This is a genomic window from Candidatus Omnitrophota bacterium (assembly GCA_025453395.1).
GTDB lineage: Bacteria > Omnitrophota > Gorgyraeia > Gygaellales > Profunditerraquicolaceae > JAlOQK01.
This window is the reverse complement of the sequence record JALOQK010000006.1, coordinates 1-13,212: the sequence shown is the minus strand read 5'-3', so window position 1 is coordinate 13,212 and position 13,212 is coordinate 1. Positions and strand designations below refer to the sequence as shown.

General features: G+C 42.2%; 8 protein-coding genes. All 8 read left to right on the top strand.

Translation table 11 applies throughout. The annotated features are described in order from the left end of the window. The first annotated feature begins 26 nt into the window (after positions 1-26). Entirely contained in the window at positions 27-2,726 is a 2,700-nt protein-coding gene (locus MUF05_06200) for a cation-translocating P-type ATPase (protein ID MCU0666665.1), read from the top strand. Between the two features lie 127 nt (positions 2,727-2,853). Next, complete coding sequence (locus tag MUF05_06195) at positions 2,854-4,956, top strand: sodium-translocating pyrophosphatase (GenBank protein MCU0666664.1); 2,103 nt, start codon at positions 2,854-2,856, stop codon at positions 4,954-4,956. 251 nt (positions 4,957-5,207) lie between these two features. Then, complete coding sequence (locus MUF05_06190; GenBank protein ID MCU0666663.1) at positions 5,208-5,825, top strand: sigma-70 family RNA polymerase sigma factor; 618 nt, start codon at positions 5,208-5,210, stop codon at positions 5,823-5,825. 42 nt (positions 5,826-5,867) lie between these two features. Next, the gene (locus MUF05_06185) at positions 5,868-6,578 is read left to right on the top strand and encodes a hypothetical protein (protein ID MCU0666662.1); all 711 of its coding nucleotides are present in this window, start codon (positions 5,868-5,870) and stop codon (positions 6,576-6,578) included. A gap of 12 nt (positions 6,579-6,590) precedes the next feature. Next, the gene (locus MUF05_06180) at positions 6,591-8,747 is read left to right on the top strand and encodes a tetratricopeptide repeat protein (GenBank protein MCU0666661.1); all 2,157 of its coding nucleotides are present in this window, start codon (positions 6,591-6,593) and stop codon (positions 8,745-8,747) included. A gap of 72 nt (positions 8,748-8,819) precedes the next feature. After that, on the top strand, positions 8,820-10,223 hold the full coding sequence (locus tag MUF05_06175; protein MCU0666660.1) for a hypothetical protein: 1,404 nt from the start codon (positions 8,820-8,822) through the stop codon (positions 10,221-10,223). A gap of 586 nt (positions 10,224-10,809) precedes the next feature. Further along, positions 10,810-11,604: a response regulator gene (locus MUF05_06170; protein ID MCU0666659.1), complete on the top strand. Its 795-nt coding sequence runs from the start codon at positions 10,810-10,812 to the stop codon at positions 11,602-11,604. Between the two features lie 14 nt (positions 11,605-11,618). After that, the coding region (locus MUF05_06165; GenBank protein MCU0666658.1) for a putative Ig domain-containing protein at positions 11,619-13,212 on the top strand (1,594 nt) is incomplete at its 3' end.

Here is a 13,212-nt window from a genome sequence, read left to right as displayed (position 1 = left end):
ATAGAAAGAAGAAGGAGTTTTTATAAATGCAGGCTATTAAATTTTATTGTTTTTCAGCAGATCAAACTGCAAACCAGTTAAAAAGCAATATTCATTCCGGGTTGTCACTTGAAGAAGCTAAAAAACGCCTTGATGAATATGGGCCGAACCAGCTTCAGCAGAAGAAAAGCGTTTCCGCGGTTATTATTTTTTTGGGGCAATTCAATGATTTTATTGTCTGGGTATTAATAGGCGCCTCTTTAGTTTCTGGATTTTTGCAGGAGTGGGTGGACGCCTTTGCTATTATAACGATAGTGGTGATAAACGCCATTTTAGGGTTTGTTCAGGAATACCGCGCGGAAAAGTCGTTAGCCGCCTTAAGAAAATTAACAAATCCCTCCTCAAAGGTCATCCGCGCGGGTAAAAATGAAGTTATTGCTTCTGCGCAATTAGTTGTAGGCGATTTAATTGAGCTTGAAGCAGGGGATAATGTGCCTGCGGATGCAAGATTAGTTTGGGTTACTTCTAATTTCAGCGTCCAAGAGTCCAGCCTTACAGGAGAATCTGCCGCGGTTGTGAAAACAACCGCTATTTTGGAAGGCAAAGAGGCTGCGCTTGCCGATCGTTTAAATATGGTTTATATGGGCACCTCTGTTGTGTCCGGTAAGGCCAGAGCGCTTATTATTTCTGTTGGAATGAATACAGAACTTGGGTTGATTGCCGGGATGGTGCAGGAAACAGTTAAAGAAACAACGCCTCTACAGAAAAAACTGGAAGAATTCGGAAAATGGATCGTTGTTTTATGTTTTGTTTTAGTCGGCCTTGTATTTTTGTTAGAGTGGTCCCGCGGCGGCAAGGTCATTGATGTGTTCTTAACCGCGGTCAGCCTTGCTGTGGCGGCTATTCCCGAGGGGTTGCCGGCGGTAGTTACCATTTCCTTGGCATTGGGAGTGCACAGAATGGTCAAGCGGCATGCCTTGATAAGAAGGCTTTCTTCTGTGGAGACCTTGGGCTGTGCCACGGTTATTTGTTCAGATAAAACCGGGACCCTGACCAAGAACGAAATGACGGTGCAGGCTATTTTTTCCGGGGGAAGACTTTTTGAAGTCTCCGGGGTTGGTTATGCCCCTAAAGGAGTTTTTTCTTTAGATAAAAAAGAAATACGCGCGGTTGATTATCCGGATCTGTTAAAGACCCTTACTTGCGCGGTTTTGTGCAACGGGGCAAGCCTTAAGGAAACCTCCGATGGTTATAAAATTGCAGGAGATCCCACGGAGGGATCATTGTTATCTGCTGCCGGTAAGGCAGGATTATGGAAGAATGATTTAGAAAAACAAGCTTGTTTTATTGATGAGATTCCCTTTGATTCGGACCGCAAGAAAATGACTATTATCCGTGAATATAAAGGCAAAAGAACAGCTTTTGTAAAAGGGGCTGCGGATTTATTCCTGGAAGATGCTGTTGAAATTGAGGAAAATGGCATTTTGAGAAAATTAACCCCAGAGGATAAAGCCTCTATCCATAAATGCAACGAAGAGTTAGCTTCTTCTGCCCTGCGCGTTTTAGCAGTTGGCTACAGGGATTTAAGCGGCTTGTCAGAAGAAATCAATCCGCGGGTAATTGAGAAGGGCCTTGTTTTTGCCGGGTTGATCGCGATGATGGACCCTCCTCGGGAAGAAGTAAAAATGGCAGTAGGTTTGTGCCGTGAAGCCGGGATTAAAATTGTGATGATCACCGGCGATCATAAGAATACCGCTGTAGCTATAGCCGGGCAGTTAGGATTCTTTAATAAGGATTCTTTAGCTTTAAGCGGGGAAGAGCTTGATAAATTAAGCGATCCAGAGTTTGACGCTTGTGTGGCCAATGTGGCAGTATATGCCCGGGTTTCGCCAGAGCATAAATTAAGGGTTGTGAAAGCTTGGCGAAAAAGAGGTGAAGTTGTGGCTATGACTGGGGACGGAGTTAATGACGCTGCGGCAGTAAAAGAGTCGGATATCGGAATAGCCATGGGCATTACCGGAACAGATGTAACCAAAGAAGTTTCCGATATGGTTATTACCGATGATAATTTTGCTTCCATTGTTGATGCGGTTGAAGAGGGCAGAGGCATATATGATAATATAAGAAAATCTATCCATTATCTTCTTTCCTGTAATACCGGAGAGATATTAGTGATGTTATTGGCTTCTTTGCTGGGTTTGCCGGTGCCGCTATTGCCTATACAGATATTATGGGTTAATCTTGTGACTGACAGCTTGCCGGCTTTGGCATTGGCAGTGGATCCGGTTGATCCTGATATTATGAAAAAAAACGCGCGTAAATCAAGCGAAGCGATCATAAATAAAAAACAAGCTGTTTTAATGCTTTTACAGGGAGCGTTTATTGCCTTTTGCAGTTTATTCGCTTTTTGTTTCGTATTATTCATAGAAAAAGAAGGGTTAATCCGCGCTCGCACTTGCGCCTTTATTGTGTTGGCATGCAGTCAGTTGTTCCATGCTTTTAACTGCCGAAGCCAGAAAGTTTCTTTATTTAAGCTTGGGCTTTTTACTAACCTGAAATTGCTTTATGCCGCAGGGATTTCTTTTGTTCTTCTGACGGCGGTTATTTATGCCCCATTCTTGCAGAAGATCTTTAAAATCGAGGCTTTGGGATTGCGGGATTGGCTGTTGGTGATGCTGGTTTCTTCTTTGCCTCTCTGGGCGATGCAACTTATTAAGAAACTTTATCCAAGCAAAATGGTTTCTTAAAGCTCCTATTTCTATTGACTATAGAGTTATATTGCGGTATAGTAAAACCTTATTTTGGAACATTGGCAAGTACCTTGCGCTTATCGGAATTGCGCAAGTATGCCCTTGCTGGGCAAGGAGGTAAAAAATGTCAGGGTTTGATCCGTTGATTTTAGCGCCTGTAGGTTCAATTTTAGCGCTGGGTTTTGCCGTGTATTTGGCGTTTAGTATTTTGCGCAAAGACCAAGGCAATGAGAAGATGCGTGAGATCGCCGAGGCAGTCAGGATTGGGGCAAGGGCGTATCTTACCCGTCAGTATCTGGGGGTAGCTTTGTTTTTCGCGGTAGTTTTTATCATTTTGTTGGCTATGGCATTAAAAGGGTATTTAGTTATATTTGTGCCCTTTGCTTTCTTAACTGGAGGTTTCTTTTCCGGGCTTTCCGGTTTTATCGGCATGACCATTGCCACGCAGTCGTCTAATCGCACCGCGGCAGCAGCGATGAAGAGCCTGAATTCAGGTTTGCGGGTGGCTTTTTCAAGCGGGGCAGTTATGGGTTTAACTGTGGTGGGCTTAGGCCTGTTGGATTTAAGCGTCTGGTATTACTTTCTGAATTGGTATTATTCCTGTCATCCCATTCCATTAGGTACAGATAAAATCGCCGCGATTACTTCTACCATGCTTTGTTTTGGTATGGGGGCCAGTTCCCAGGCCCTTTTTGCCAGGGTTGGCGGTGGAATTTTTACTAAGGCCGCGGACGTGGGAGCGGATTTAGTAGGTAAGGTTGAAGCCGGTATTCCTGAAGACGATCCACGTAATCCGGCAGTTATCGCGGACAATGTAGGCGATAATGTCGGTGATGTCGCGGGCATGGGTGCTGACCTTTACGAATCTTATGTCGGTTCTATTGTGGCTACTTCTGCTTTGGGGGTTGCCGCAGGTTTAGGTTTAGCTGGGGTCACTGTCCCTATGGTTATGGCCGCGGTAGGGGTTATTGCCTCTATTATTGGAACATTCTTTGTCAAAAGTAAAGAAGAGGCAAGCCAGAAAGTGCTTTTGGCAGCTTTAAGAAAAGGGGTATTCAGCAGTTCTATATTAGTGGCAGTTATTTCTTATTTTCTGGTGAGGTCTATTTTAGGCGTAGAGAATTTAGGTATTTACTGGTCGGTATTATCCGGTTTAGTCGCCGGAGTTTTAATTGGTTTATGCACTGAATATTATACTTCAAGTACTTTTAAACCTACGCGTTTTATCGCCGAGCAAGCTTTAACCGGGCCGGCAACAGTGATTATCGGAGGCTTGGCAGTGGGGATGATGTCCACGGCTTTGCCGGTTATAATTGTAAGTATCGCGGTTATGTTAAGCTTCTATTTATCAGGAGGCGCCGCTAATTTTAATTTAGGGCTTTATGGCGTAGGCATCTCCGCGGTGGGGATGCTTTCTACTTTAGGCATTACCTTAGCTACAGATGCTTATGGCCCGGTCGCGGATAACGCCGGAGGAAACGCCGAGATGGCGCATCTTCCTCCTGAAGTGCGTAAACGTACCGATGCTTTGGATTCTTTAGGAAATACTACCGCGGCTACTGGAAAAGGTTTCGCTATCGGCTCGGCAGCCTTAACCGCTCTGGCTTTAATTGCCGCTTACCGGGATCAGGTGGCTCTTTTTGGAAAAGAAATAAAGGGTTCTTTAATGGATCCCAGCGTTTTAGTGGGGTTATTTATCGGCGGGATGCTGCCGTTTCTTTTCTGCTCCATGACTATGCGCGCTGTGGGACGTGCCGCGGGAAAGATCGTGGTAGAGGTGCGCCGCCAGTTTAAAGAAATAGTCGGATTAATGGAGGGCACAGCTAAGCCGGATTACGCGCGTTGCGTGAATATTGCTACTGTTGCCGCCCAGCACGAGATGATCCTGCCTTCATTATTAGCGATCATCTCTCCGATTTTTGTGGGCATAGTTTTAGGCGTGGAGGCGGTTTCCGGGCTTTTGACTGGTGCCACGGTTTCAGGTTTTGTCTTGGCGGTAATGATGGCTAATTCCGGGGGAGCATGGGATAATGCTAAGAAATACGTTGAAGAAGGAAACCATGGAGGTAAAGGTTCAGTTGCCCATAAGGCGGCAGTTGTTGGCGATACCGTAGGAGATCCTTTTAAAGATACTTCCGGGCCAAGTTTGAATATCTTGATTAAGCTTATGTCTATGGTTTCCATTGTTTTTGCTTCGTTTATCGTTAAGAATGCTTTCTTGAAATAAAAATATAAGTTTAAGTTGTAAAGAAAGGCGCTTTCTTTAAAAGAGAAGGCGCCTTTTTTACAGCTGTCAGCTGTCAGCTATCAGCGTTCAGCTAAAAAATAAATACAAAACCAAACTAGTTTATGTTTTTCGTATTTTTATTTTAATTTTGTTTAAAATTTGGCTTTTTTTGGTTTTTGCCGAAAGCTGACAGCTGAAGGCTGAAAGCTGATAGCTGAAAAATGTATTTTTTTGCTTGAAATAGATGTATAATGTATTTAATGAGCGATTTGGAGTTTGTCCAAAGGTGCATCAGGCAGGATAAAGCTTCTTGGGACGACTTCGTAGAGAAATATGCCCGCCTTATTTATTCTGCCATTCACAGTGTGGCAAAAACTAATGGTTCAGCGAGTTTTTCTTCAGACACTGCCAAAGAGATTTATCAGGAGTTGTTCGTTTTCTTAAGAAAAGACGATTTTCATAAACTTAAGACTTTTTCCGCGCGCAATAACGCCAGTTTAGCTACTTGGCTTAGGCAGGTGGTAGTAAATTTTACCGTGGATTATTTGCGCAAGCTAAAGAAGCCGGCTTTATCATTGGAACAAGAGGATGAAGATGGTTTTAGCCTGGGTCAAGTTATTGAAGACCACGCCTTGTCCAGCCGCCAGATTGTCTTTAACCAGGAGAAAGCCGCTGGACTTTCCGATTGCATCTCTAAGCTTGAAAGCCAGGAACAGTTTTTTATCCAGATGCATTTTAATCTGGGCGTGGTTTTGGGGGATCTTAAGGATATATTGGGGATTACCCGGGAAAATGTGGACACAAGAAAATCCCGTATTATTGAAAAGCTAAGAGAGTGTTTTAAGCGTAAAGGTTTTTTGTCAGATTAGCTTAAGTTTTTCGTCCATTATAGTAGACAAAGAAAGGCTTATATGCCAGAGAAGTTCGAAGATTTAATTAAAAGAGCCCATCAGGTGTTTAAGGATAAAACCGATGCCGATAAATTGGGGCATTTGGATGAAGAAGTCTTAGCTTCTCTTATAGAGAAGAAGCTTAAGCCGGATGAGGAAATAGCGGTAAAAAAGCATATTGCTTTGTGCGATGATTGCGCGGGTAAATTCTTATTATCCTGGCGCTTGGCCTCTGAAGGACAGGTTGACTTGCCGGAACAGCTTATTGCCTGGGCCAAGGCGCTTCAAGAAGGCAATCCTGCGGCACTTGAATTCGCCCTTGAACTAATCTTAAGGCTTAAGGAAGAAGCCTGGGAGATTATTCATTCCAATGGAGATGTTTTAGTGGGGAACCAGCTTTTGCCCTGCGCAGTCTTAAGAAGCCGCAATATCCAGGATTTTAAAGACAGAGTAGTTGTTTATCGCGATTTTAAAGATGTCCGCGTGCAGGTGCAGATAGACAAAATCAACGCCCAGAATTTCAAGCTTCATGTGATGATCAAGGATAAGCTTTCGCAGCAGGCCTTGAAAGACATACGCATAAGCCTTTTAAAGGAAGATGTGGAGCTTGAATCTTATGAAGCTATTTCCGGAGGGGTTATTTTTGAAGGCGTGCCTGTGGGTAAATATTTAGTAGAGATCTGGCGGATCAAGGAAAAGCTCGCCGGGTTATTAATTGATATCCGTAAATAGCCTTTAATAGAGTTGACAGAAAAGAATCCAGTCATACTTGAGATTACCAAGCATGCCGACGCGCTTAAATCCAGCGTCTATGAACAGCGCGGGTTTTCACCTACCGTGCGCAGGTTCAGCCAAGCCAAAGTTTCATTTCCCCAGATACACGCCCTTTGTGAAAGTATTTATAAAACCTTAAACCACGCGGATAAGAATGGTTTCTTGCCGGCAGAGCTTTTTGCGCAGTTTAAAAAGGATTGCCAGTTTTTATGGGATCATTTATTAAGCCGAAATATCAAGGACGCGCTTTTAAAATCTTCATTCAGGGATTTGTCTGTTGTTTTAGATGAACAGCTGATGTTTATCCCCTGGGAGCTTCTTTATGACGGAAGCAATTTTTTGTGCCTGAAATTTAATCTTGGGCGCATGATTAGGACCCAAAAAGAAGAACTGGGGCAGGCAAATTACCGCGGGCATAGCGCAAGCCTAAAAATGCTGGTTTTAGCTAATCCTACCAACGATTTGAAATCCGCGTATCACGAGGGTATTAATATCCGTAATCAATTCGGCAATAAAAATAATGAAATTTGCGTTGATTTTAAAAGCACGCACATTGATAGTTTGTATGTGAAGAAAAATATGCGCGACTATGATATTGTGCATTTTGCCGGGCATTGTGAATATGACCAGAAAGATGCCAAGCAAAGCGGATGGGTGCTTGAGGATGGCAGGTTTACGGTGCGCGATATTACTACTTTAGCAGAATCCATGCCTATGCCATCTTTGATATTTTCTAATGCCTGCTATTCCAGTTATAACATGGCATGCGCGTTTATCTTGTCAGGGGTCAGGCATTATATCGGCACCATCCGGCGCATGGAGGATAATTACAGTTTTGATTTCGCCCGTGAATTCTATGCCCGGCTTATTGATGGATACAGCGTCGGAGAAGCTATACACAGGGCGCGCACGAAAATCATTCACGATAAGGGAATTTTAGCTCTCTCCTGGGCAAGTTACATACTTTATGGTGATAATAACTTTATCCTTTTTAAGAAGAAGCCAAGGCATTTCTCGGTAAAACTTAAAGCAAAAAATATCGCGCAACGTTTAAGGCAAAGGAATTTCTTGATAGAGTTATCTTTGGTCTTATGCTTATTATTTTTGGGGCTTTCCTGGTTTATTTTCTCTCCCAGTCAACGGCTGTTGTTTTCTAAGATGCAAAAGCTGTATGAAAAAGGCAAAAACGAGGAAGTTGTTTTGCTGTCCCAGAAAATACTTGAAGCCCATCCAGATTTCTTACAGGTTTATCCGATTTTAGCCCAAACCTACCAGCGCCAAGGCAAAAGAAGCAAGGCACTGCAGGTTTATTTTGATTATATACTTTTAAGCCAGAAGAAAGATTATAAACCGGGCTGGATCTCCGCTTATATTGAAGTGGGGTGGATTTATCAGCTTCTTGGGTATTATGAAAAGGCGGAAGGTTTTTATTCCAAGGCTTTAGCTTTAGCACGAGAAAATAAGGATTATTTGAATGAAGCGGTGGCTTTAAGGAAGCTTGCGGTTTGGAACACCGAAAAAGGAAATTATGATCTGGCTTTAGAGTTATTGTTAAAAAGTTCTGAAATAAACCGTATGCATTTAAGCAGCGCCTCACATCGTTATAACTTAGCCTGTGATTATTTTGATTTGGGGCTTGTCTTTGCCAATAAAAATGATTCTCAAGCTGCTTCGGATTTTTACCAAAAGGCTAAGGCTATCTTGCAGGGGATGAATTTAAAAAGTCAGATCAGCGATTGTTATTTTAACTTAGGCGAGATATATCTTTTAGAAAAACAATATAGTATGGCTTTAGATTATTACAAGAAAGGCCTAGAGATAGATATTGCTGAAGGAAACCTCCCAAGCTTATCTGCAAGTTACGATATGATGGGTGAGTTTTATTTGGAAATTGGCGATTATAAGCAGGCAGAAGCATCATATTTGAAGGCAATTGAAATTTCTTCCGGGATAGAAGCCCCGCTTGAATTAGCCCAGAGTTCTTATAATCTTGGCAATTTCTATATAAGAGAAGGCAGGAAAAACAAGGCCAGAGAATATTTGCGTCAAGCACAGGAAATATATTATCGCTCTGACTCTGCGATGTATCAAAAGATAAAAGAAACCCTCCTTAATCTTAGCAACTAGTTTAAAGAAAAAAGAAATATTTTTGTAAGAAACCAATTTTCTATTCGTCTTGTATACTAAGGAGGTGTCAAGATGAAGAAGAGTAATTGGTTTTGTTGTGTTGGGGCGCTTGTTTTGTGCGCTGTATTTGTGGGTAAGGCTTTAGCCTGGGAAAGAATGGGGAACCTTTATGTTAAAGCAAGCCGTGTATTTATAACGGAAGGCAAAAACAGTGAAATTTTGTTTTGGTCTGTTATAAAAGAGGGGTTATTTTTAAGCTCTGACCGGGGCAAGAGCTGGAAGAGGATTTTACAAGCAGGCCTATTTGCCAAGGTGGATTATCTTTGTGTGGAGAAATTGGGCAGCAATATTTATGTTGGTACTGAAAAAGGGATTTTCTCAAGTAGCGATCACGGCAGTACATGGAGTAAAAACAGAGGCGCCTTAAAGGACGTTGCAGTTTATTCTATTTTAGCTGTACCAAAAGGGAATGTGTTTGCTTATTCTAATAAGGGGTTGTTTAAAAGCTTTGATTACGGATTGTCTTGGCAGAAAATAAAAAGCAAAGAATTGGATAAAGAAGAGGATTGGGTTTCTACAGTTTCAGATGATAATAAAATACCGGGTAGTGATGAAGTTTGTCATAAGCTTTGTTTTGATGCGCGAGGTAATATAATTTATTTGCTTTCTAAGGGGGTAATTTATAAAAGCCTTGATCAGGGTTTGTCGTGGCAGGATTTTCCTTCTATTGGTTTGCCGCAAAAAGAAGCATGTTCCATTTTCTATTTTGGGGTAGATAGATTTTATTGCTTATCCCAAAGAGATATTTTTATCTTTGAATCCGGTCAATGGAGCAGATTATTTCTGCCCCTTGCCGCAGGGGATTTATTCTCTTTGCATCAGGATAATCAGGGCAATATTTATCTTGTTGGTTCACGTGGATTGTTCAAAGGAAAGTTTGAAGATCTATCAAATTTTCCTGCCCAAGATAAAACAGCTGATGATGAACTGGGGATTCGTGAAGTACAGATGGCCGCTATTTCCTATGCGGAAGTGTATCCAGAAAAGATTATTGCCTGGAGAAAACAGGTAAGGGCTAAAGCATTTTTGCCTAAATTGAGCGCTTCAGTTGATCGGGATACCGGGGATATCTGGCATTGGGAATCTGGTTCAACTACCAAAACTGGAGATGATTATTTGATGAAAGGAAAAGATAGTATTGGTTGGTCAGTGGGGTTAAGCTGGGATCTGTCAGAGCTTATCTGGAATCCGGACCAGACAAATATTGATGTGCGTTCTAAATTAATGGTGGAATTGCGCGGCGATATTTTAGACCAGGTAACCCGGATTTATTTTGAGCGTTTAAGGATAAAAAAAGAATTAGAGCAGATAGATTCCCAAAATATAAATAAGGTCAATGATAAAAAACTTAAAGTTGAAGAGTTGAGCGCTTATCTGGACGCTATGACCGGCGGGGCCTTCTCAAAAAGAAAATAGTGTGATTTGTCAAGGCCATTAAATAAAAAAGTGTTGAATAATGCCGCTTCAATGTTTCATTTGATATCTGCCTGTTTATATAAGTTGTTGTGCCACAAGAACTTACTTCATTATAAATTACGGGTATAATTATAGAAAGCGGTTTCCAAAAAAACCGCAATTGGCTTGAAACAGGCATTGGCTTTATGTTATAGTTTATATAGAACGTAAGCACGCTTGATCTTTTAGAAACGCCAAGCAGTTTTATGTAAAAGGCAAACCTCGAGTAATCGGGAGACTCCGCCACAACACGTAGGCGGACCCTTGCGTAACAGCAGGGGGCAAAGCCACAGATCCCTCCATCCTTAAAAAAGTAAAGGACGCGGATAGCTGGGCTGCCATAAAAAAGAAACATTTATGGAGTGTCTATACCCTAAGGTTAAATCGCCTTAGGGTTTTTTATTGCCGAAAGCAATATACCGGCGCAATTCAAATAAGCGCCGGGTATAGAAAAAAAGACGTATGCTGATAAGCGCGGGGTGTGAAAGTAAATAGGCGCCTTGGTAAAAAGGATTGCCAAGCGCGCCTCAACTAGGCGGAGGATAAAATGGACAACTTAGGAAGAAGGATCTTAGTAGTAGATGATGAACCGGATGTGTTAACAAGTTTAACTCATTTTCTTTCTGACAAGGGGCACTGTGTTTCCTCGGCTTGCAATGCCCAGGAAGCTTTAGGCATATTAGAAAAAGAGAAAGAAGATGTAGTTTTATTAGATATTACTATGCCCGGGAAAAGCGGGGCTGAAGTAGCGCGATTTGTTAAACAGAGATCTCCAGAGACTAAGGTTATAGTAGTAAGCGGCTATCCGCAGGAAATAGACGCCCTTTCAAAAGAGCATGTTATGGACGCTTCGTTTATAAAGCCGGTTGATATCCAAAAGCTATATAGCAAGCTTATGGATTCTTTTAACGCCAAAGAAAGCCCGATCTATGAATTAGATGTGCAGGATGAAGCTAACGCGCGCGTGTTGACAGTAAGCGCCAAACTTCTTTTTGTAGAACCGTCACCAGAGATCTATGGTTTCTTAAACGCTTATTTTCATAATCTTTCTTCTAAGGGTGAAGAATACACTATGGATGTGGTTAATTCTGCGGATACGCTTATGCAGAAATTTGAAGAATTTACTCCGGATATCGCCTTAGTAAATGCCGCGTGTCTGGCTGATTACTCAAAAATGATGACTTTGTTCGCCCATAATAATTTTTGGCCTAAGGCGGTTGTGATGTATGACATCCCCAGCCTCGATAAAATTAATAAAATCCAGCTTAAGAAAATCATAAGAACGGTTCAGGCCGCTTGTATTAAGAATGGCCTTATTGAGATTAAATGGGTGCAAATATAACTAAGGAGAAAAAAATGTTTAAGAAAATCTTGGTTTTGTTAGCGTTAATGTTTGTTTTGTTTATGCCTAAGCAGGCGATGGCGGCTAACGTGACAATCGCTGCCGGAAATACTTCCGGTAACCCAGGTGATGCCGTGATTGTTCCTTTGGCCATGAGTCAGCTTGCGCTTGCCGACGGGGCTATCTCTTTTGATGGAGAGCTGCTTTATGATTCCGGTAAGTTTACTTATACTGGCTATGATACTTCAGGGGCAATTTCCGGGCAGGCTAATTATATGCCGATTATTAACGGGAATACCGCGGGGAAAATAGTGATTGCTATATTTAACCCCTATGGCATTTCCGGTTCAGGTACACTTATTAGTTTTAAGTTTACGATCAATGCGCAAGCTGCCTCTGGCGTCAGCACGCTTACCTTGAATAAGGCAGTATTAAGCGGCGGCAGCAATACTGTTACTAAGCAAAATGGCTCAATTACAGTATTGGGCCAAGCCAATAGAGCACCGGTGCTTGATTCTATTGGTAATAAACAAGTGGCAGAAGGCGCAACCTTAATGTTTAATATAAGTGCAAGCGATCTAGATAATGATACTCTTGCTTATAGCGCCACAAATCTTCCGACCAACGCTAGTTTTAATACAAGTACCAAGGCCTTCAGTTTCTCCCCTTCGTATACACAGGCCGGCACATATAGCAACGTGCATTTTGAGGTTAGTGACGGTAGGGGTGGCGCTGATAGTGAGGATATAGCTATAACTGTTACTAATACAAATCGCGCTCCAGTATTAGCTTCTATAGGAGCACAAAGCGTTAATGAGGGGCAGACTTTAAGTATAACTTTAGCAGCTTCAGATGCGGATAATGACACTTTAACTTATTCTGCGAGCAATTTGCCGCAAGGGGCGACTTTATCTGCTGCTACATTCTCTTGGACTCCTAGCTATAGCCAGGCGGGTTCCTATCAGGTTACTTTTGGTGTTTCCGATGGCAATGGCGGGTCAGATTCCGAAACAGTTACTTTGACGGTAAATAATGTGGCACGTACCTTTACCTTAACTACTACAGCTAATAATGGTTCAATAAGCCGCAATCCCAATAGTTCTACCTATAATGAAGGACAGAGCGTTGTCTTAACAGCAGTTGCTAATTCTGGTTATACTTTTTCATCCTGGAGCGGTGGTTTAACCGGTAGCGTAAATCCGCAGACCATTACCATGGATAACGATAAGACCGTTACCGCGAACTTTAGTCAAAATACCTATACCTTAAATATTACCGCTAATAACGGGACAGTAGCCAAGAGCCCGGATCAGGCGACATATACCTATGGCACAGAAGTTACTCTTACCTGCACAGCTAATGCCGGGTATAGCTTTACTAATTGGACAGGCGACGCAACTGGCAGCACTAATCCTGTAAAAGTTACTATTAACGGCAACAAAGCTGTTACCGCGAACTTTAGTCAAAATACCTATACCTTAAATATTACCGCTAATAACGGGACAGTAGCCAAGAGTCCGGATCTAGCAGTCTATCCTTATGGCACAGAAGTTACACTTACTGCTACAGCGAATACTGGGTATAGTTTCAGCAATTGGACAGTTGATG